A 20,705-nucleotide genomic window follows, 5' to 3' on the forward strand; every position below is an offset into this window, starting at 1 on the left:
GACGACCTTAGTATTAGAACGGCATTAGTAGATGTGCGCGGGGCTGCACTCTGGGATGCGGCGGAAAAATCAGAGGCATATTTGGCGGGAGAGCCACACGTGAATGCGGCTTTTGATTCTGGCCGAAGGCCGTAGGAGCGCAGCTTGCTCGCGATCTGGCGCGAAGCGGCAGCAAACCCGATGTACGCGGTGTGTCAGGCAAATGGGGGGCGTCAGGTTTTACTGCTGCTTAGCAGCAGATCGCGAGCAAGCTTGCTCCTACGCCCTGCGGGCAGAAGCGGTTGTAGGCAAGTCAAAAAACCGCCCGGCGAGAGATCGCCGGGCGGTTCGGGTCACGCATGAATCTTTTGCGGCAAATTACTTACCGGTCCACTCTTTGACGCGATCCGGGTGCTTGGCGACCCAGTCTTTCGCAGCCTGTTCTGGCTTGGCGCCGTCCTGAATGGCGAGCATGACTTCGCCGATCTCGTCCTTGCTGCTCCACTGGAATTTTTTCAGGAAGTCAGCGACGTCTGGCGCTTTAGTGGCCAGCTCTTTGCTGCCGACGCTGTCCACGGTCTCAGCTGCACCGTAAACGCCTTTTGGATCTTCCAGGAATTTCAGTTTCCACTTGGCGAACATCCAGTGCGGCACCCAACCGGTGACGGCGATGGATTCTTTCTTGTTCTCAGCGCGGGTCAGCTCGGCAATCATGCCAGCGCCGGAACTCGCCTGAAGTTTGTAGCCGTCCAGACCGTAGTCTTTGATGGCCTGGTCGGTCTTGATCATTACGCCCGAACCCGCGTCGATGCCGACGATTTTCTTCTTGAAGGACTCATCGGTCTTCAGGTCGGCAACCGAGTTGGCTTTCACGTACTCAGGCACGATCAGGCCGATCTTGGCGTCTTTGAAGTTAGGACCGTAGTCGGTGACCTTGTCCTTGTTCTTTTCCCAGTATTCGCCGTGTGTCACGGGCAGCCAGGCGGACAGCATCATGTCCAGTTTGCCGGTAGCAACGCCCTGCCACATGATCCCGGCGGCGACTGCCTGCAGTTTCACGGGGTAGCCCAGTTTCTGTTTGATCACTTCGGCTGCGACGTTGGTCGTCGCAACGCTGTCGGACCAGCCATCCACATAACCGATGCTCAGCTCGGGTTTGTCGGCGGCAATGGCCAGCGTGGAACTGATAGCAAGGGCCAGCGCGGCACCCGCACCCAGGATATTTCGCATCTTCATCGTTACTTCCCCGGTAGTCCTGCACCCGACGGCGGTCGGGTATCGTTAACGTTTTTTTAAGCTCGCAGCCCGCGCACGCATTTGGCGCACCGCTTAACTTTCACGCTTCAACCACTTGCCTTCGCAGCAGCACTCGCTGCATCGACGAGCCGATCATCAACCCCCACCGACCTTGTGCCTTTCCTGTCAACGACACTCAGACAGCGGGAAACGACATCACAGGGCCATCAACGACAAACAGGTCGTAAAAGAGGGCCCGGTCCGTCCGAAACTTGCATGCTTTAAAAGCAGCGGCGAGTTTCGAGCCTTGAACGGCAAGAAAAAGCAAAGCGGCGATGCCCCAACGTGTAGCGTGAGGCCTGCCGTTTTGAGGGCCCCCTGAGCTATGCTGCGGTCCTCTGCTCCTTCTCGGCCCCGCCATGCCCGTCCCCTTCCGCTCGCCTGTTTTGACGTATCTCCTCTCCTGTCTGATCGCGCTGATTGCCCTGTGCGGTTACTGGTACACCCTTGGCAAACCCGTCGTGCTGCCGGATGCCGCGACGCCGACGCACAAGCTGCAATGCGCGTCCTACACCCCTTTCGATAAAGACCAGTCGCCCTTCGATCAGCCGTTCACGCCCCGACCTGCTCGAATGGATGCCGACCTGGCGTTGCTCGCCACGCGCTTCGAGTGCATCCGTACCTATTCAATGACCGGCCTTGAAGCGATCCCTGAACTGGCGCGCAAGCACGGGCTGAAAGTGATGCTTGGCGCGTGGGTCAATGCCAGCCCCGAGGACACCGCGCACGAGATCAAGGCATTGATCACCGCCGCCAATGCCTACCCGGACGTTGTCACCGCTGTGATCGTCGGTAACGAAACGCTGTTACGCAAAGAAGTGACGGGACCTCAGTTGGCCAAACTGATTCGTCAGGTGAAAGCCGAGGTCAAACAGCCGGTGACCTACGCCGATGTGTGGGAATACTGGCTGCAATACCCGGAGATCGCGCCTGCCGTGGATTTCGTGACCATTCACCTGCTGCCGTATTGGGAAGACGACCCCAAGGGTATCGACGACGCGTTGACCCACGTCGCGCAGATTCGTCAGCGCTTCGGCGAAAAATTCGCCCCCAAGGACATCCTGATCGGTGAAACCGGCTGGCCCAGCGAGGGGCGTCAACGTGAGACAGCGTTGCCGAGCCGGGTCAACGAGGCGAAATTCATTCGCAGCTTCGTCGCCCTAGCCGAACAGCACGGCTGGCATTACAACCTGATCGAAGCCTTCGACCAACCCTGGAAGCGGGAAGCCGAGGGCGCGGTCGGGGGCTATTGGGGCTTGTTCGACGCCGACCGACAGGAGAAAGGCGTGCTCACGGGGCCGGTGTCGAACCTGCCGTATTGGCCGTTCTGGCTGGCGGTCAGCGGTGTGATCGGCCTGCTGGCGCTGTTTTTGGCAGGCCGCGTGACGCAGTCTCGCAGCGCGTTGATCGTCCCGCTGCTCGCCGTATTCGGCGGCGCGTGCATTGGTACATGGGGGGAAGTGGCGCGGGTGACCAGTCGCTTTGCCGGGGAATACCTGTGGGCCGTCGCCTTGATCCTGCTGAACCTGTTGGTCCTGATGCACGCGGCATTGGTGCTCTCGGCCCGGCAAGGGTGGCGCGGCCGAGGCTTCGCCTGGTTCGAGTCCCGCGCCGGGTGGTGGCTGAGCGCGGCAGGCTTCGCGGGCGCGGTGATGATGCTGGCGATGGTCTTCGACCCGCGCTACCGCAGCTTCGCCACCCCGACGTTGTGGCTGCCTGCCCTCTTTTATCTGCTGCGACCGGTCAAGGCGCCGCGCAGGGAAGCCACGTTGCTGGCTTGCATCATCGGGATCGGGATCGTGCCGCAGTTGATTCGCGAAGGGCTGAGCAACCCTCAGGCTCTGGGGTGGGCGGCGGTCAGCGTGCTGATGACCCTCGCGTTGTGGCGCAGTGTGCATCTCAGCGCGGCGAGCCCCGAGCCAGAGCGTGCGCGCGAGTGACGGGGTGAGGAACACATTGTGTTACCGCTGACGTCATTCCAAAACAGAATACGGGTAACACGGAAACAGAATAGTCCTTTCGGATTAACACCTAGGCAGAGCGTATTTTCCAAGCCATTGATTTTAAAGGGAATTAAAAAGTTGGCACGCTGCCTGCTATATCTCCTGCATAACAAGAACAAAATGTGAAAACCCAATAAAAATAAGATGAATCGGCTCTGACATAACAAGAACAACGGCACAGAGACGCAGCCAACAGATTTTTTTGGAGTAGATGTGCTTTACAGAGGCCTTGGCCTCGCAGCCCGACAGAGAACAATAAAACTACCGTCAGGTAGCGTCCAGAACGGGTTGGATCCTCGCCTCAGGCCATGGATCGAAGCAGATAAGCGCTCAAAAAAATACGTTTGCTCTTGTATCCCGGATGGGGATCACTGAAGACGCTGGAAAGGGAACGGTTGCCAAAAACAACAACAGACCGCCCTAAAACAATAAAAAAAGAGCACGTGCAACGATTTAAAGGGGAGCCTCGGCTCCCCTTTATGCTGTCTGAGATTTGAAAAAGAGTGATCACATGTGTGGGACCCGGCTTGCTGCGGGCCGCGATCGGACGAATGCGGTGCGTCATTCAGCATAAGAGGTGGCTGGACAAGCGTTTTCGCCAGCAAGCCGGCTCCTACAAATCAGCGTCGTCTTGCCCGCACCAGCCGCAGCCCCGCAATCACCACCGCGAACACCGCCAGACTCGCCGAATACAACACCAACGCCAGCATCCCCAGCAGCAACCCAATTCCCGCCAGCACCCGCCCCACCTTGCCCGGCACGCAAAACGCGATCACCGCCGTCACCAGCGCACCCCAGCCGAACACGCCGAAATGAATCAGCCATCCCAGGTCCGAGCGCACCACGCATTGCCACTGCAACGCATGGTCAGAACACTGCCCGACCCACTGCACATCCTCCATCAGTCCGTAGCGCAGGCCATAGCTCAGCGTCAGCCATAGCACCAAGGCAAACACCGACACGATCAGCGGGAAACGACGCGACACGGAACACCCCAAGGCAGGAAAACGACGCCCAGCATATCCGCAGTCGACCCGGGACATGAAACGCCCCACATTAAACGCATAACCTCACACGCCACTCGAGCCAGAACGTGTATTGTCGCCTAGGATTTGTTCGGGTTGGCGAGGGATTAAATGCAAATTGCCACTACGGCACTTTTTGCACGCCCCCCGTGTCATAGCCTGCGTATCTCAACAGCACTTCTTTCCCAAGGGATTCAGTCATGCTTCGTTTTTTACGCCTCGCCGCCCTTTCAGGCGGCTTGTTCTTGAGTGCGTCCGTGATGGCGGTCGACATCGATCCGTCCAGCTATGGCTTCCCTCTGACCAACCCGTTCGAAGCGACCATCGCCACGACGCCTCCTGATTTGCGGGCGAAGGTGCCAGACGACGCCGACATCGATCAGGATGATTACAGCCTGACGCTGCGACCGGATCGCGAATTCACCCTTCCCGACAACTTCTGGGCCGTGAAAAAACTGCGTTACCGCCTCGCCAAGCAAGACCATCCCGCGCCACTGATCTTCTTGATCGCAGGCACCGGCGCCCCTTACAACAGCACCCTCAACGAATACCTCAAGCGTCTCTATTACGGAGCCGGGTATAACGTCGTACAGCTGTCGTCGCCCACCAGCTACGACTTCATGAGCGCCGCCTCACGATTCGCGACGCCTGGGGTGACGTCTGAAGACGCCGAAGACCTGTACCGCGTCATGCAGGCGGTTCGCGCGCAGCAGAACAAGCTGCAAGTCACCGAGTATTACCTCAGCGGCTACAGCCTCGGCGCACTGGACGCGGCCTTCGTCAGCAAACTGGACGAGACCCGTCGCAGCTTCAACTTCAAGAAAGTGCTGTTGATCAACCCGCCGGTAAACCTCTACACCTCGATCACCAACCTGGACAAAATGGTCCAGACCGACGTGAAGGGCATCACCAACAGCACCACCTTCTATGAACTGGTGCTGCAAAAGCTCACCCGTTACTTCCGCGAAAAAGGCTACATCGACCTCAACGACGCGCTGCTCTACGACTTCCAGCAGTCCAAGCAGCACCTGTCCAACGAGCAGATGGCCATGCTGATTGGCACGTCGTTCCGCTTCTCGGCGGCCGACATCGCGTTCACGTCCGACCTGATCAACCGTCGCGGCCTGATCACCCCGCCGAAGACGCCGATCAGCGAAGGCACCAGCCTCACGCCGTTCCTCAAGCGAGCGCTGCAATGTGACTTCGACTGTTACGTGACCGAGCAAGTGATCCCGATGTGGCGCGCCCGCACCGACGGCGGCAGCCTGCTGCAACTGGTGGATCAGGTCAGCCTGTACGCGCTCAAGGATTATCTGAGCACCAGCAAGAAAATTTCCGTGATGCACAACGCCGATGACGTGATCCTCGGCCCGGGCGACCTCGGTTTCCTGCGCAAGACCTTTGGCGATCGCCTGACCGTTTACCCGTATGGCGGTCACTGCGGCAACATGAACTATCGCGTCAACAGCGACGCCATGCTGGAGTTTTTCCGTGGCTAAACGTCTATTGCTCACTGCCGCTCTGCTTTGTGCAGGCGCTGTTCATGCCGCTGATGCGCCGATCATTTCCCAAGCCCAGCCGGTCAAGCGGATCGAGAACCCGGACGGTTTCACCGAGCCGTTGAAGTCGCTGAAATTCAACCCCGGTCTGGACGCCCAGGAATTCGAGCGCTCGTCGCTGAACGCCCTCAACGTCTACGACCCGCTGGAGTCGTGGAACCGTCGGGTCTACCACTTCAACTATCGCTTCGATGAGTGGGTGTTCCTGCCGGTGGTCGACGGCTATAAATACATCACCCCAAGCTTCGTGCGCACCGGCGTCAGCAACTTTTTCAGCAACCTGGGCGACATCCCCAACCTGCTGAACAGCCTGTTGCAGTTCAAGGGCAAGCGCTCCCTGGACACCACGGGCCGTCTGATCATCAACACCACCATTGGTGTCGCGGGCTTGTGGGACGCCGCGACGTGGATGGGGCTGCCGAAACAGAGCGAAGACTTCGGTCAGACCCTGGGGTTCTATGGCGTTCCGGCAGGGCCGTACCTGGTGCTGCCGATTCTCGGGCCTTCGAACCTGCGTGACACCGGCGGCCTGGTGTTCGACTTCACTGCCGAATCGCAGATCAACTTCCTGAACGTGGCGCAGGTCAGTCAGGACCATCCGGAACTGTACCTGCTGCGCGCGATTGACCGCCGCTACACCACCAGCTTCCGCTACGGCCAGATGGACTCGCCGTTCGAGTACGAGAAAGTGCGGTACGTGTACACCGAAGCGCGGAAATTGCAGATTCAGGAGTAATGAGTGCCTTGCGCGGGGTCTGAAACGCGTCACTCTCTGACACGCTGGATGACCCCTGTGGGAGCGAATTCATTCGCGAAGGATTGATCAGACGCAAGAGATGCGTCGGCTGTACCGGCCTCTTCGCGAATGAATTCGCTCCCACAGGGATTCCGCATCGCCATACAAAGCGGCGCCTGGCACAGGTTCAACTGTGGAAGCGGACTCAGTGTCGCCACGCAATGCTTCGTCTGACGCGGACTGAACTGTGGGAGCGAATTCATTCGCGAATAGGTGTACCAGGCGATGGAGATGTAGCGGCTGTACGGCCCTCTTCGCGAATGAATTCGCTCCTACAGGGATTCCGCTTCGCCATACAAAGCGGTGTCTGGCACAGGTTCAACTGTGGAAGCGGACTCAGTGTCGCCACGCAATGCTTCGTCTGACGCGGACTGAACTGTGGGAGCGAATTCATTCGCGAGAGGCCCGTACAACCGACAGAAATCTATCGACTGTACCGACGTCTCGCGAATGAATTCGCTCCCACAGGAGATCCCGCGGACCACAAATCCATCTAACAACCCGATCAATTCCTCGCAAAAACGTCACCCATCCATCGTCTCAACCGGCATACCATAGGCGCCATTCCCACCCTCTTCCGGAGTGCGCCCCATGACTCAATTTCGCAAAGTGCTGTCCATGCAGACCGGTCAACCGACCTCGGACGGCGCGGGCGTCAAGCTGACGCGGGTCTTCGGCGGCCCTGGCGTCGAGCTGTTCGACCCCTTCCTGATGCTCGACGAATTTGGCTCGGACAAGGCTGACGATTACATCGCCGGTTTCCCACCGCACCCGCATCGCGGCTTCGAAACCGTGACTTACATGCTCGAAGGCCGCATGCGCCATGAAGACCACATGGGCAACGTCGGTCTGCTGCAAGGCGGCGGCGTGCAATGGATGACCGCTGCGCGTGGCGTGATCCACAGCGAGATGCCGGAACAGGAAGAAGGCATGATGCGCGGCTTCCAGCTGTGGCTGAACCTGCCGGGCAAATCGAAGATGGGCGACGCCGGTTACGAAGACATTCAGCCAGAACGCATCCCGCGCATCACCACGCAGAACGGGGTGGACGTGGTGGTGATCGCCGGTCAGTTCGACGACGGCCAGGTGCAGCAGGCAGGCGCGGTGCAGCGGCCCGACACCGAACCGCAGTATTTCGACTTCCACCTTCCAGCCGGCAAATCAATCAGCCCGAAAGTCCCTGAAGGCCACCGGGTGCTGTTGTACGTGTACGAAGGCGAAATCGAGATCGCCGGTTGCGCGCAAACGCTCGGTCAGAGCCGTCTGGCTCGGTTGTCAGAAAATGGCGAAGTGCAGCTCAATTCAGCGACCGGCGCGAAGGTGTTGCTGATCGCGGGCAAGCCACTGAATGAGCCAATCGTGCAATACGGCCCATTTGTGATGAACAGCCGCGAAGAGATCGAACAGGCTCTGCGGGATTTTCGGGATGACAAATTGACGGCATAAACAATCGCCCGATCACTACGCCCCTGTAGGAGCGCGCTTGCCCGCGATGGCGGTCTGCCTGTGACACATGCGCCTCTGACCCACCGCAATCGCGGGCAAGCGCGCTCCTACACCAGATCCCAGCCTATCGGATGAATCCGTCTTCACGCGATCCCCAAAAACCGCATCAGCTCCTCTTTCTGGGCCATCGCATCGCGGCGGCCCAGTTCGATCAATTCGCTGCAATATCCCGACTCGAACAGCAGATAACTCAACACCCCTGCCCCGCTGGTCTTGGTCGCGCCGGGCCCGCGCAGAAAGGTGCGCAGGGCAGGCGGCAGTTCGCGACGGTGGCGAGCGGCGATTTCGTCGAGGGGCTGGCTCGGGGAAATGACCAGCACCTCCACCGGCGCCAGCGACTGCACCGGCGTCGGCTGCTCGGACACCTGCGGCGACGGCTCGGGTGGCGAGGGCAACATGCGACTCAGCAAATTCAGCCGCTCCAGCAACTCAATGTCGCTCTCCAGGCTGTCAATGAACGTGCTGTTGAGCATGTGCCCGCTGATCTGCGCCAGACTTGGCTGCGCGCCGCTCACGACCCGGTGCACGGGCTTGTTCGCCCCCGGCCCGCGAGGGTTGCCGCTGACGCCCACCACCAGCACCCGATTGGCGCCCAGGTGCAGCGCCGGGCTGATCGGCGCCGATTGCCGCACCGCGCCATCGCCGAAATATTCGTGTTCAAGTTTGACCGGGGCGAACAGCAGCGGAATCGCCGAACTCGCCAGCAGATGATCGACCGTCAGCCGCGTTGGCACGCCGACGCGCCGGTGCCGCAGCCAAGAATCGATGGTGCCTTTGCCCTGATAGAACGTGACCGCCTGCCCCGACTCGTAGCCAAACGCCGTGACCGCAACGGCCCGCAAATGCCGACCTTCGATGGCCTCATCAATGCCTTCGAGGTTCAGGCGCTCGGTCAGCAAATCTTTCAACGGCGAGCTGTTGAGCAACGCCACGGGGATCTGCTTGCGACCGATGCCCAGCAGGCTTCGCCCGAAGAACCGGGTCGCCTGACGAATCACCCCGGACCAGTCGCTGCGCAACACCTGATGGCTGCGAAAGCTCTGCCAGAAGACCGTGAGTTCATGAATAGCCGTGCGAAATTGCGCAGCCCCGCTGGCGAGTTTCACCGCGTTGATGGCGCCCGCAGACGTGCCGACGATGACCGGAAACGGGTTCTTCGCGCCCGCAGGCAGCAGGTCGGCGATCCCTGCGAGCACGCCCACCTGATAGGCCGCCCGAGCGCCGCCGCCGGAAAGGATCAGCCCGGTGATCGACTCGCGACCGACCGGAACCGTTGAAGCGCTGTTGACTGTTTTTTGTTCTGCTGCGCTTGTCGTCATAAAACCTCAGCCCTAGGTATCAGCCCCGCTTTTTATACAGCTTCGGCTCACCGGGCGGCCTGCTCTTGAACCGCCGGTGTGCCCACAGATACTGCTCGGGGCAGGCCGTCACGGCCCGCTCGACCCATTGATTGATGCGCAGGCAATCGGCCTCGTCGCTCTCGCCGGGAAAATCGGTCAATGCCGGGTGAATCACCAGCTTGTACCCGCTGCCGTCCGCCAGACGCTCCTGAGTGAACGGCACCACCAAGGCGCGGCCGAGGGTGGCGAATTTGCTGGTGGCCGGCACGGTGGCGGCCTGAATGCCGAACAGCGGCACGAACAGGCTCTGCTTGACGCCGTAGTCCTGATCCGGCGCGTACCAGATCGCGCGGCCCTTGCGCAGTTGCTTGATCATGCCGCGCACGTCTTCGCGTTCGACGGCGATGGAATCCAGGTTGTGCCGCTCGCGGCCCCGGCGCTGAACGTAGTCGAACACCGGGTTCTTGTGCTCGCGGTACATCCCGTCGATAGTGTGCTGTTGACCCAGCAACGCTGCGCCGACTTCCAGCGTGGTGAAGTGCAGCGCCATGAGGATGACGCCCTGCCCTTGCTCATGAGGCTGCTTGAGGTGTTCAAGCCCTTCGATGTGCGCCAGTTTGGCCAGGCGCGTAGGGCTCCACCACCAGCTCATGGCCATTTCGAAAAAGGCGATCCCGGTGGAGGCAAAATTTTCCTTGAGCAGGCGTTTGCGCTCGGCTTTCGAATACTGCGGAAAACACAGTTCAAGGTTGCGCGCCGCGATGATGCGACGATCGGTGGCGAAGTAATACATGACCCCGCCGAGCGCCCGGCCTATCGCGACCAGCGCCCGAAACGGCAACTGCACCACCAGCCAGAGCATTCCCAGTCCCAGCCACAGGAGCCAGAAGCGGGGATGAAGAAATTGGGCTCGAAAACGCGGGCGTTCCATTACAGCTTCCGTCAGGACAAAGGCGGGCATTCTACATCGGTTCGAGCACTTCGGTGACGCTTCGTCGGTTGCGGCTCCCTTGCGACTCGCGGGCGTTCTCGTTATAAGTCTCGGCACTTTTAGCGACAAGCCGCTGTATGCCGACATGAGCCAAATCGAATTGCAAGACAAGGACCCCGTGTTCCAGCTGAAGGGCAGCATGCTGGCCATCACCGTGCTGGAACTGGCCCGTAACAACCTTGAAGCGCTGGATCGTCAGCTGGCCGCCAAGGTCGCTCAGGCGCCCAATTTCTTCAGCAATACGCCGCTGGTGCTGGCGCTGGACAAGCTGCCGCCCAACGAAGGCGCCGTCGATCTGCAAGCGATGATGCGCATCTGTCGCCATCACGGCCTGCGCACCCTGGCCATTCGCGCCAACCGCATCGAAGACATCGCCGCCGCCATTGCCATCGATTTGCCGGTCCTGCCGCCTTCCGGCGCGCGTGAAAGACCCCTCGATCCGACGGAAGGTGAAATAAAGAAAAAGCCCGAAGTGGTGGAAAAACCACCGGAGCCTTTGATCAAGCCGACCAAGATAATCACGGCTCCCGTGCGCGGCGGCCAGCAGATTTACGCGCAAGGTTCGGACCTGGTGGTGATTTCCTCGGTCAGTCCCGGTGCGGAACTTCTCGCCGATGGCAACATCCATGTGTATGGCCCGATGCGGGGCCGGGCACTGGCAGGCATCAAGGGCGACACCAAGGCCCGGATTTTCTGCCAGCAAATGGTGGCCGAACTGGTCTCCATCGCCGGGCAATACAAGGTTGCGGAAGACCTGCGACGTGACCCTCTCTGGGGGGCCGGGGTACAAGTCAGTCTGTCCGGTGACGTGTTGAACATCATCCGTCTTTAACGGATACTGCGCCATTTTCAAAGCCACTCTGATTCGTCGCGAAAACGATGCAAAGGGAAAGGAAAACCGGGAAATTCATTTGTTTTCTCGAAACATGAGCATCGCAAGACGCTCGTTTCTTTCTCTGTTCGAAAAACGCTGCGTGATGAGGGGCTATTCAGGGACTAGCCGTCCTACTTTTAGGGGTGATACACCTTGGCCAAGATTCTCGTGGTTACATCCGGCAAGGGTGGTGTGGGCAAGACCACCACCAGCGCCGCTATCGGTACCGGCCTCGCATTGCGCGGCCACAAAACGGTCATCGTCGACTTCGACGTCGGTCTGCGTAACCTCGACCTGATCATGGGTTGCGAGCGTCGCGTCGTGTATGACTTCGTCAACGTGGTCAATGGCGAAGCCAACCTGCAACAGGCGCTGATCAAGGACAAGAAGATCGAAGGTCTTTATGTCCTCGCCGCCAGCCAGACCCGTGACAAGGAAGCGCTGACCAAAGACGGCGTGGAAAAGGTCCTGATGGAGCTCAAGGAATCCTTCGAGTACATCGTCTGCGACTCCCCTGCCGGTATCGAAACGGGCGCTCACCTGGCGATGTACTTCGCCGATGAAGCGATCGTCGTGACCAACCCTGAAGTCTCCTCCGTCCGTGACTCGGACCGCATGCTGGGCCTGCTGGCCAGCAAGTCGCGCCGTGCCGAGCGCAACGAAGACCCGATCAAGGAGCACCTGCTCCTGACCCGCTATAACCCTGAGCGCGTGAGCAAGGGCGAAATGCTGGGCGTGGAAGACGTCAAGGAAATCCTGGCCGTCACCCTGCTCGGCGTGATTCCTGAATCCCAGGCTGTGCTCAAGGCTTCCAACCAGGGCGTGCCTGTCATCCTCGACGACCAGAGCGACGCCGGTCAGGCGTACAGCGATGCCGTCGACCGCCTGTTGGGCAAAGACCGTGAGCATCGCTTCCTGGACGTACAGAAAAAAGGATTTTTCGAACGCCTGTTCGGGGGTAACTAATGAACATTTTTGACTTCTTTCGTGCCAACAAAAAGCCCAGTACCGCATCGGTCGCGAAAGAGCGTCTACAGATCATCGTGGCGCATGAACGCGGCCAACGCAGTACCCCGGACTACCTGCCCGCTCTGCAAAAAGAGTTGGTGGAAGTGATCCGTAAATACGTCCAGATCGAGGACGACAAAGTGCAGGTTGCGCTCGACAACGAGGGCAGCTACTCGATTCTGGAGCTCAACATCACCCTGCCTGATCGTTGATCGAACAGGCGGTCGCCACGGCGGCTCGGTTGCCCTGATCCCTTCGCGGGATTGCGGTGAGCGAGCCGCCGTTGGCGTTTGTAAACACACCGATTTTTGCTCTGAGAGTGCCACGAGGCTGTTCGATGCCGCTGTCCAATGTCCACATTCTCCATCAGGACGATGCCGTTCTGGTGGTGAACAAGCCCACCCTGCTGCTGTCGGTCCCTGGTCGTGCGGACGACAACAAGGACTGCCTGATTACGCGCCTGCAGGAAAACGGCTACCCCGAAGCGCGCATTGTCCATCGTCTGGACTGGGAAACGTCCGGGATCATTCTGCTGGCCCGCGATGCGGACACCCATCGGGAGTTGTCTCGGCAATTTCATGACCGGGAAACCGAAAAGGCCTACACGGCACTGGCGTGGGGACAACCGGCGCTGGACAGCGGCAGCATCGACCTGCCGTTGCGCTACGACCCGCCGACCAAACCTCGACATGTGGTGGATCACGAACTCGGCAAACATGCGCTGACGTTCTGGAAGGTCTTGGAGCGCTATGACACACACTGCCGGGTGGAGCTGACACCGATTACCGGTCGGTCTCATCAGTTGCGCGTGCATATGTTATCGATCGGGCATCCGTTGTTGGGGGATGGGTTGTATGCACATCCCGAGGCATTGGCGGCGTACCCGCGGTTGTGCCTGCACGCGAGCATGTTGACGTTTACCCATCCGGTGACGAAAGAGCGGCTGCGGTTCGAGTGTCCAGCGCCGTTTTGAGGGGTTGGGATCTGCTGGCTTGAGATGGTTACTCTGACGCCCTTCGGGCCTGATCGCGAGCAAGCTCACTCCTACATTTGCTTAAACGCGCCATAGCCTGACAGACCGAGTTGTAAGCCTTAAGAGCCTGGCACCAAGGCCAAACGCCCGGTCCAGCAGATGCGGCGCGTTGCAAAAGATGTAGGAGTGAGCTTGCTCGCGATCAGGCCCCGAAGGGCATCAAAGTAAGCGTCTAGAGCCAACCATCTCGCCCCGGCCCGCATACGCCTGTAAACTCCCGCCATTGCTGTCTGGAGTAACTTATGCGCGAAGAGTTGAACCAAGGCCTGATCGATTTTCTCAAGGCGTCTCCCACCCCGTTTCACGCCACCGCCAGTCTGGTGCAACGTCTCGAAGGCGCCGGTTATCAGCGCCTCGACGAACGCGAGCCTTGGCACACCGAAACCGGTGGCCGCTACTACGTCACCCGTAACGACTCTTCCCTCGTGGCGTTCAAGCTGGGTCGCCTGTCGCCCCTGATCGGCGGGATTCGCCTCGTGGGCGCTCACACCGACAGCCCCTGCCTGCGGGTCAAACCCCAGCCCGAGTTGCAGCGTCAGGGTTTCTGGCAGTTGGGCGTCGAGGTCTACGGCGGTGCGCTGTTGGCCCCGTGGTTCGACCGTGATCTCTCGCTCGCGGGCCGTGTCACGTTCCGTCGCGACGGCAAAGTCGAAAGCCAACTGATTGATTTCAAGCTGCCCATCGCGATCATCCCTAACCTGGCGATTCACCTCAATCGCACCGCCAACGAAGGCTGGCAGATCAACCCGCAGAACGAATTGCCGCCGATCCTCGCCCAAGTGGCCGGTGACGAGCGCGCCGATTTCCGTGCCCTGCTGACCGATCAGCTCGCCCGCGAACACGGCCTTAACGCCGACGTTGTGCTCGATTACGAGCTGAGTTTTTACGACACCCAAAGCGCGGCGGTCATTGGCCTGAACGGCGATTTCATCGCCGGTGCGCGACTGGACAACCTGCTGTCGTGCTTCGCTGGCCTGCAAGCGCTGCTCAATGCCGATGGCGAAGAGACCTGCGTGCTGATCTGCACCGACCACGAAGAGGTCGGCTCGACCTCCGCGTGTGGCGCCGACGGCCCGATGCTGGAGCAAGTGCTGCAACGTCTGCTGCCAGAAGGCGACGACTACGTGCGCACGGTGCAGAAGTCGCTGCTGATTTCCGCCGACAACGCCCACGGCGTGCACCCGAACTACGCTGACAAGCACGACGGCAACCACGGCCCAAAACTCAACGCTGGCCCTGTGATCAAGGTCAACAGCAACCAGCGCTACGCGACCAACAGCGAAACCGCCGGTTTCTTCCGCCATCTGTGCATGGCCGAGGAAGTTCCGGTGCAAAGCTTCGTGGTGCGCAGCGACATGGCCTGTGGCTCGACCATCGGCCCGATCACCGCCGGGCATCTGGGCGTGCGCACCGTCGACATCGGCCTGCCGACGTTCGCCATGCACTCGATTCGTGAGCTGGCAGGCAGTCAGGACCTGGCGCACCTGGTCAAAGTGCTGACCGCGTTTTATGCGAGTGCCGAGTTGCCGTAACGCTACTAGGCGGGCGCTGCCCGACCTGATGGTGAATGCCTCTTGTGGGAGCCGGCTTGCTGGCGAAGGCGGAGTATCAGTCAGTTCATCTGTGACTGATCCAGGGCCTTCGCCAGCAAGCCGGCTCCTACAATGGGATCAACGACCCGTCCCTAATCGAGGTTGATGACCCGGTGACTGCCCCTTCCCGTTTTACCCTGTCGCACCTGTTGCTGATTGTCTTGCTGGCCCTGTTTCCCGTCGCGCTGACCCAGGCGGCCGGATTGCCCAGCCTGCTCGGTGGCCAGAAGGCCCAACCTCAAGCCCAGGAACCCTTGGGCCAGTCCCTCGACGAGGTCATCACCTCGCTGGAAAACGATCAGCAACGCAGCAAATTGCTGGACGATCTGAAGAAGCTTCGCGACGCCACCAAGAAAGCCCAACCCACTGCCGAGCAAGGCGTGCTGGGGCTGATCGGGAGCACGCTTCACGATTTCGAGAAGCAGTTCACCGGCGATGACAGCCCGCTCAGTCGCTGGGGCGACGAGGTGTCGCTGGCCGAGCAAGAGTTGATGGACCTGCTGCTGCCGGCCAATCAGTGGTGGCCGATCATGTTCAGCTTTGCGGTGGTGATTGCGCTGTGGAGCTTGCTGGCCGGCGCGCTGATCTGGCTCAGCCATCGGGTGAGGGTGCGCTTCGGGCTGTCGGAAGAACTGCCGCAACACCCGCGTCCGACCGATATGCTGCGCTTCGCCCTACGTAAACTGGGGCCGTGGCTGATTGCGTTGGTCATCACGGTTTACTTGAGCTATTCCCTGCCGCCGTCGCTGGGCCGGGATCTGGCGATGGTGCTGGCGTATGCGCTTGTTGTCGGCACGCTGTTTTCGGCGATCTGCGTGATTGCCTTCTCGCTGCTCGACGGCCCTCACCGGCATCAGGCGCTGTACATCCTTCGGCATCAGGCGTTTCGGCCGCTGTGGTGGATCGGCAGTTTTGCCGCCTTCGGTGAAGCGCTGAGCGATCCTCGTCTGGTGGCCAGTCTCGGTGCCCATCTGGCGCACACCACCGCGACCCTGGCCAACGTCATGGCGGCGATTTCCACGGGGCTGTTCATCGTCCGCTTCCGTCGGCCCATCGCGCATTTGATCCGCAATCAGCCGCTGTCCCGCCGCCTGAAACGCCGCGCCCTGAGCGACACCATCGAAATCCTTGGCAGCTTTTGGTACTTGCCTGCGCTGGTGCTGGTGGGCGTGTCGCTGTTCGCCACGTTCTTCTCGGCGGGCGACACCAGCACCGCGCTGCGCCAGTCGCTGATTTGCACGGTGTTGCTGGTCTTGTGCATGGTTATCAACGGCCTGGTGCGTCGCCATTCGCAAAAACCGGCCCACGGTCATCGACGCCATGCGCTGTATTCGGACCGCCTGAAAAGCTTAGGTTATACCGTGGCGCATCTGGTGGTCTGGCTGGTGTTCATCGAGTTGGGGCTGCGGGTCTGGGGCCTGTCGCTGATCCGTTTTTCCGAAGGCGACGGCCACGACATCAGCGTGCGCATCATCGGCCTGGCGACCACGCTGATCTTCGCCTGGCTGATCTGGATTCTCGCCGACACCGCGATTCATCACGCCCTCACCCGCTCGCGCAAAGGCCTGGCCAACGCCCGTGCGCAGACGATGATGCCGCTGATCCGCAACGTGCTGTTCGTGACCATTTTCATCATCGCGGTGATCGTCGCGCTGGCGAACATGGGGATGAACGTCACGCCGCTGCTGGCCGGTGCCGGTGTGATCGGTCTGGCCATCGGTTTCGGCGCACAGTCGCTGGTGGCGGACTTGATCACCGGCCTGTTCATCATCATCGAGGACTCCCTCGCCATCGACGATTACGTGGACGTCGGCGGGCATTTGGGCACCGTCGAAGGGCTGACCATTCGCACCGTGCGCCTGCGTGACATCGACGGCATCGTTCACACGATCCCGTTCAGCGAGATCAAGAGCATCCAGAACTACTCGCGGGAATTCGGCTACGCGATCTTCCGCATCGCGATTCCGTCGAACATGAACATCGACGATGCGCTGAAGATGATTCGCGACGTGGGCCAGAAAATGCGCACCGACCCGCTGCAACGCCGCAACATCTGGTCGCCACTGGAGATTCAGGGGGTGGAGAGTTTCGAGTCCGGCAACGCCATCCTCCGCGCGCGCTTCAAGACCGCACCGATCAAGCAATGGGAAGTGTCCCGGGCGTTCAACCTGTCGCTGAAACGCTACCTCGATGAAGCTGGCATGGACCTCGCGACACCGCGCCTGAATGTGCAGGTGAATACCAGCGGTGGGAGCGTGAGCGGGGTTCGCGGGAAGAAGGATGAAACGGCGGGTTAACCCCGCATAAAAAACACGAAACCCCTGTAGCAGTCCGGCTCGCCAGCGCCATCCGTGTGGTCGCTGCCGCCGACGAGTCGGACTGCTGCAGGGGTTTCGTGTTTATTGTTGAGCTTCAGATCAAGGCGTAACCGCTGCCGTGGTGTTGTCCTTGAACATCGCCGCAAAGCGCTGTTTGTTGGCGGCGTAGTAATCGGCGGTGACCTTCTCGGCCGAGCTGGAGCGCGCTTCCAGCATCATCTTTTGCAGGTCGTCCTTGGGGATCGAATAATGGGCGAAGAACTGCGCCACTTTCGGGTATTGATCGCTGAATCCCTTGCGGGCAAAGGCGTGGATCTGCTCGGCGCCGCCAAACAGGTGTTCAGGGTCATCCAGATAACGCAGCGGGTATTTGGAGAACATCCAGTGCGGGCTCCAGGCGTTGACCAGTGACCACTTGCCGCGTTTCAGATTGCGGTCCAGCTCGCTCAGCATGCCGCTTTCCGAAGAGGCGACCATCTTGTAGCCAACGATTTTCTTGTCGTTGAGCACCTTCTCGGTGAGCTTGTACTGACCGTTGCCCACTTCGGAGGTCAGAATCTTGCCGTCGAATTTCTCACTGATCCCCGGCTTGTTCAGGTCTGCCAGGCTGGAGACTTCGCTGGCCGGAACGATGTCCGGCACCGCCATGCCGATCCGACCTTCATACAGCACGCCCAGGTCTTCGATCTTGTCCTTGTACTTGTCGTAGAAAGCCTTGTGGGTGCCCGGCAGCCAGACCATCGGAATCATGTCGATGTTGCCATTGGCCATGGCCTGAAACTGGATGCCGATGTCGGCCATGACCAGTTTCACCGGCTGCTTGAGCTGGTCTTCCAGCACCAGCGTGGCCAGCTTGACGGTGATCTCGGTGTCCGACCAGTTGACCCAGCCGATGCGCACCGGCGGCTGATCGGCGGCGTGGCTGAACAGACTCACAGTCGTCAAGGCGACCCCTGCTAACCAACCAATACTTTTTTTCTTATACGGCGAATAAGCAACCATCGTGCATCTCCCCTGTTGTGTATGGGTGTTACTGGGTGTGGCAGTGAAATGAGTGAATCGCGCCAGTCTTCGGCCAGCTGTTGCGCCGATCTTATCCACACATTGCGTGGGGTAGCAAGCGAAATGTACACCAGCGTCTGCGTCGATTGACACCTGTGTACATTTCACATACTTTCGCGTCAAACCTAGCCTGATGTTCCCTTCCAGGAGCGCACCACCATGTCCAGCGATCCTCTGCTGCAGCCCTATAAAATCAAGAACCTCACCCTGCGCAACCGCATCATCACCACCTCCCACGAACCGGCGTATCCGGTGGATGGCATGCCCAAGGACCTGTATCGCGCTTACCACGTGGAGCGGGCCAAGGCTGGTGTGGCGCTGACCATGACCGCAGGGTCGGCGGCGGTGTCCCGCGACAGCCCGCCGGTGTTCAACAACGTGCTGGCGTACAAGGACGAGGTGGTGGGCTGGCTCAAAGACCTGACTGACGAATGCCATGAACACGGCGCGGCGGTCATGATCCAGCTGACCCACCTCGGGCGGCGTACCCGTTGGGACAAGGCCGACTGGCTGCCAGTGGTGTCGCCGTCCCATCGCCGCGAAGCCTCCCACCGCTCCTTCCCCAAGAAACTGGAAGACTGGGACATTCAGCGGATCATCAAGGATTACGTCGACGCCGCCGAACGCATGAAAGCGGCCGGCATGGACGGCCTTGAGCTTCAGGCGTACGGCCACTTGATGGACCAGTTCTGGTCGCCACTGACCAACGACCTGGACGGCGACTACGGCGGTTCGTTGGATAACCGCCTGCGTTTCACCTTCGACATCCTGCGTGGCATTCGCAAGCAATGCGGCGAAGACTTCCTGCTCGGCGTGCGTTACACCGGTGACGAAGATTTGCCAGGCGGGTTTGGCGCAGCCGACGGCATCGAGATTTCGAAACGCTTGAAAGACAGCGGCCTGGTGGACTTCCTCAACGTGGTCAAAGGCCACATCGACACCGACGCCGGGCTGACCGACGTGATCCCGATTCAAGGCATGCGCAACTCTCCGCACCTGGATTTCGCGGGCGAGATTCGTGCGGCCACGGGCTTCCCGACCTTTCACGCCGCGAAGATTCCCGACGTCGCCACCGCCCGCCACGCCATCGCCTCGGGCAAGATCGACATGGTGGGCATGACCCGCGCGCACATGACGGACCCGCACATCGTGCGCAAGATCATCGAGAAGCGCGAAGAAGAGATTCGCCCCTGCGTCGGCGCCAACTACTGCCTGGACCGCATCTACCAGGGCGGCGCGGCGTACTGCATTCACAACGCGGCCACCGGTCGCGAAACCACCATGCCCCACGAGGTTCCCAAGGCAGCGGTCAAACGCAAGGTCGTGGTCATCGGCGCAGGCCCCGGCGGGCTGGAAGCAGCGCGGGTCGCGGGCGAACGCGGGCATGACGTGACGGTGCTGGAAGCGGCGGATCAACCGGGCGGGCAGATTCGCCTGACCTCACTCAGCGAACGTCGTCGCGAGATGATCAGCATCATCGACTGGCGCATGGCCCAGTGCGAGCGGCTGGGGGTGAAATTCCAGTTCAATACCTGGGCCGAAGGGCAAACGGTGCTGGACCTGGAGCCGGACGTGGTGATCGTCGCCACCGGCGGCCTGCCTGACACCGAGGTGTTGAAAGAGGGCAACGAACTGGTGGTCTCGGCCTGGGACATCATTTCCGGTGACGCAAAGCCGGGCAAGAACGTGCTGATTTTCGACGACGCGGGCGACCATGCCGCATTGCAGGCTGCCGAAGTGATCGCCCAGAGCGGTGCGCGTCTGGAAGTCGTGACGCCGGACCGCTCGTTCTCCCCGGAAGTCATGGCCATGAACCTGGTGCCCTACATGCGCAGCCTGCAGGACCTGGACGTGGTGTTCACCGTGACTTATCGCGTGGAAGCCGTGCAACGTCGCGACGGCAAACTCGCCGCGATCTTCGGCAGCGACTACGGGAAGGTCAACAAAGAGCGCATCGTCGATCAAGTGGTGATCAACCACGGCACCTTGCCGATGGACGAGCTGTATTTCGAACTGCGTCCGCTGTCGAGCAACCAGGGCGCGGTGGAACAGCACGATTTGATCGCGGGCAAGGCACAGAACCTGGTGACCAACCCTGAAGGGCGTTTCCAGCTGTTCCGGATTGGCGATGCGGTGGCGGCGCGCAACACCCATGCGGCGATTTATGATGCGTTGCGGTTGGTGAAGGATTTGTAAGCGATAACCGTCGCAGCGGCCACCACGTTGCGACGGGAAAAAATGCGGTCTTCTGTAGGAGCGAATTCATTCGCGATGCGATCGTACAGTCGAGACATTTCTGGCGCCTGATCGATTCTTCGCGAAT

Annotated in this window: 16 protein-coding genes; 11 read left to right on the forward strand and 5 right to left on the reverse strand. The window is 60.3% G+C overall.

Annotated features, from left to right (window positions below; all coding sequences use genetic code 11):
- Positions 1-357: 357 nt before the first annotated feature.
- Positions 358-1,215 (reverse strand): glycine betaine ABC transporter substrate-binding protein, encoded by an 858-nt coding sequence (locus AAEO81_RS23710; protein ID WP_166593359.1) that lies wholly within the window; start codon positions 1,213-1,215, stop codon positions 358-360.
- A gap of 419 nt (positions 1,216-1,634) precedes the next feature.
- Here AAEO81_RS23710 and AAEO81_RS23715 point away from each other — a divergent pair, with 419 nt between their 5' ends.
- On the forward strand, positions 1,635-3,215 hold the full coding sequence (locus tag AAEO81_RS23715) for a glycosyl hydrolase family 17 protein (protein ID WP_341959474.1): 1,581 nt from the start codon (positions 1,635-1,637) through the stop codon (positions 3,213-3,215).
- A 683-nt stretch (positions 3,216-3,898) separates the two neighbouring features.
- Here the strand turns inward: AAEO81_RS23715 and AAEO81_RS23720 are convergent.
- Positions 3,899-4,264 carry a hypothetical protein gene (locus tag AAEO81_RS23720; RefSeq protein ID WP_341959475.1) on the reverse strand — a complete coding sequence of 122 codons (366 nt, stop codon included), beginning with the start codon at positions 4,262-4,264 and terminating at the stop codon, positions 3,899-3,901.
- Positions 4,265-4,503: 239 nt separating this feature from the next.
- Between AAEO81_RS23720 and AAEO81_RS23725 the strand changes: the two genes are divergently transcribed.
- The 3 genes from AAEO81_RS23725 (at position 4,504) to AAEO81_RS23735 (ending at position 8,104) form a co-directional block, all read left to right on the forward strand.
- Positions 4,504-5,802 (forward strand): serine/threonine protein kinase, encoded by a 1,299-nt coding sequence (locus AAEO81_RS23725; RefSeq protein ID WP_166593362.1) that lies wholly within the window; start codon positions 4,504-4,506, stop codon positions 5,800-5,802.
- The gene (locus AAEO81_RS23730) at positions 5,795-6,598 is read left to right on the forward strand and encodes a VacJ family lipoprotein (RefSeq protein ID WP_341959476.1); all 804 of its coding nucleotides are present in this window, start codon (positions 5,795-5,797) and stop codon (positions 6,596-6,598) included. The genes AAEO81_RS23725 and AAEO81_RS23730 overlap by 8 nt, the downstream gene beginning before the upstream one ends.
- A 651-nt stretch (positions 6,599-7,249) precedes the next feature.
- Positions 7,250-8,104 (forward strand): pirin family protein, encoded by an 855-nt coding sequence (locus tag AAEO81_RS23735; RefSeq protein WP_341959477.1) that lies wholly within the window; start codon positions 7,250-7,252, stop codon positions 8,102-8,104.
- 143 nt (positions 8,105-8,247) lie between these two features.
- On the opposite strand, the gene AAEO81_RS23740 is transcribed toward AAEO81_RS23735, so the two are convergent.
- Together AAEO81_RS23740 and AAEO81_RS23745 are read right to left on the reverse strand one after the other, a co-directional pair.
- Positions 8,248-9,483: a patatin-like phospholipase family protein gene (locus AAEO81_RS23740; RefSeq protein WP_166593365.1), complete on the reverse strand. Its 1,236-nt coding sequence runs from the start codon at positions 9,481-9,483 to the stop codon at positions 8,248-8,250.
- Positions 9,484-9,502: 19 nt separating this feature from the next.
- Positions 9,503-10,435: a lipid A biosynthesis lauroyl acyltransferase gene (locus AAEO81_RS23745; RefSeq protein ID WP_341959478.1), complete on the reverse strand. Its 933-nt coding sequence runs from the start codon at positions 10,433-10,435 to the stop codon at positions 9,503-9,505.
- A gap of 145 nt (positions 10,436-10,580) precedes the next feature.
- On the opposite strand from AAEO81_RS23745, the gene minC reads away from it, so the two are divergent.
- The 6 genes from minC to AAEO81_RS23775 all read left to right on the forward strand — a co-directional run bounded on the left by minC (position 10,581) and on the right by AAEO81_RS23775 (position 17,299).
- Positions 10,581-11,327 (forward strand): septum site-determining protein MinC, encoded by a 747-nt coding sequence (gene minC / locus AAEO81_RS23750; RefSeq protein WP_166593367.1) that lies wholly within the window; start codon positions 10,581-10,583, stop codon positions 11,325-11,327.
- A 195-nt stretch (positions 11,328-11,522) separates the two neighbouring features.
- Positions 11,523-12,335, forward strand: a complete 813-nt coding sequence (minD, locus tag AAEO81_RS23755) for a septum site-determining protein MinD (RefSeq protein WP_081565987.1) — start codon at positions 11,523-11,525, stop codon at positions 12,333-12,335.
- Positions 12,335-12,589 (forward strand): cell division topological specificity factor MinE, encoded by a 255-nt coding sequence (gene minE / locus AAEO81_RS23760; protein WP_166593368.1) that lies wholly within the window; start codon positions 12,335-12,337, stop codon positions 12,587-12,589. The genes minD and minE overlap by 1 nt, the downstream gene beginning before the upstream one ends.
- 125 nt (positions 12,590-12,714) lie before the next feature.
- A complete protein-coding gene (locus tag AAEO81_RS23765; protein ID WP_341959479.1) occupies positions 12,715-13,350 on the forward strand; it encodes a pseudouridine synthase in 636 nt (211 codons plus the stop codon).
- A gap of 302 nt (positions 13,351-13,652) precedes the next feature.
- Entirely contained in the window at positions 13,653-14,942 is a 1,290-nt protein-coding gene (locus AAEO81_RS23770; RefSeq protein WP_166593370.1) for a M18 family aminopeptidase, read from the forward strand.
- A 173-nt stretch (positions 14,943-15,115) separates the two neighbouring features.
- Positions 15,116-17,299: a mechanosensitive ion channel family protein gene (locus AAEO81_RS23775; RefSeq protein WP_341959480.1), complete on the forward strand. Its 2,184-nt coding sequence runs from the start codon at positions 15,116-15,118 to the stop codon at positions 17,297-17,299.
- Between the two features lie 120 nt (positions 17,300-17,419).
- Here AAEO81_RS23775 and AAEO81_RS23780 read toward each other — a convergent pair whose 3' ends face one another.
- Positions 17,420-18,322, reverse strand: a complete 903-nt coding sequence (locus AAEO81_RS23780; protein WP_341959481.1) for a glycine betaine ABC transporter substrate-binding protein — start codon at positions 18,320-18,322, stop codon at positions 17,420-17,422.
- 219 nt (positions 18,323-18,541) lie between these two features.
- Between AAEO81_RS23780 and AAEO81_RS23785 the strand changes: the two genes are divergently transcribed.
- Positions 18,542-20,578, forward strand: coding sequence for an NADH:flavin oxidoreductase (locus tag AAEO81_RS23785; protein WP_166593373.1), 2,037 nt, complete (start codon positions 18,542-18,544; stop codon positions 20,576-20,578).
- Positions 20,579-20,705: the final 127 nt, after the last annotated feature.

It is taken from the genome of Pseudomonas sp. RC10 (assembly GCF_038397775.1).
In the GTDB taxonomy this organism is placed as follows: domain Bacteria; phylum Pseudomonadota; class Gammaproteobacteria; order Pseudomonadales; family Pseudomonadaceae; genus Aquipseudomonas; species Aquipseudomonas bambusae.

What these genes read in the sequence shown, in the direction of transcription:
- AAEO81_RS23710 (WP_166593359.1), bottom strand. Translation starts at nt 1,215, where the DNA reads ATGAAGATGCGAAATATCCTGGGTGCGGGTGCCGCGCTGGCCCTTGCT.
- AAEO81_RS23715 (WP_341959474.1), top strand. Translation starts at nt 1,635, where the DNA reads ATGCCCGTCCCCTTCCGCTCGCCTGTTTTGACGTATCTCCTCTCCTGT.
- AAEO81_RS23725 (WP_166593362.1), top strand. Translation starts at nt 4,504, where the DNA reads ATGCTTCGTTTTTTACGCCTCGCCGCCCTTTCAGGCGGCTTGTTCTTG.
- AAEO81_RS23735 (WP_341959477.1), top strand. Translation starts at nt 7,250, where the DNA reads ATGACTCAATTTCGCAAAGTGCTGTCCATGCAGACCGGTCAACCGACC.
- AAEO81_RS23740 (WP_166593365.1), bottom strand. Translation starts at nt 9,483, where the DNA reads ATGACGACAAGCGCAGCAGAACAAAAAACAGTCAACAGCGCTTCAACG.
- AAEO81_RS23745 (WP_341959478.1), bottom strand. Translation starts at nt 10,435, where the DNA reads ATGGAACGCCCGCGTTTTCGAGCCCAATTTCTTCATCCCCGCTTCTGG.
- minC (WP_166593367.1), top strand. Translation starts at nt 10,581, where the DNA reads ATGAGCCAAATCGAATTGCAAGACAAGGACCCCGTGTTCCAGCTGAAG.
- minE (WP_166593368.1), top strand. Translation starts at nt 12,335, where the DNA reads ATGAACATTTTTGACTTCTTTCGTGCCAACAAAAAGCCCAGTACCGCA.
- AAEO81_RS23765 (WP_341959479.1), top strand. Translation starts at nt 12,715, where the DNA reads ATGCCGCTGTCCAATGTCCACATTCTCCATCAGGACGATGCCGTTCTG.
- AAEO81_RS23770 (WP_166593370.1), top strand. Translation starts at nt 13,653, where the DNA reads ATGCGCGAAGAGTTGAACCAAGGCCTGATCGATTTTCTCAAGGCGTCT.
- AAEO81_RS23780 (WP_341959481.1), bottom strand. Translation starts at nt 18,322, where the DNA reads ATGGTTGCTTATTCGCCGTATAAGAAAAAAAGTATTGGTTGGTTAGCA.
- AAEO81_RS23785 (WP_166593373.1), top strand. Translation starts at nt 18,542, where the DNA reads ATGTCCAGCGATCCTCTGCTGCAGCCCTATAAAATCAAGAACCTCACC.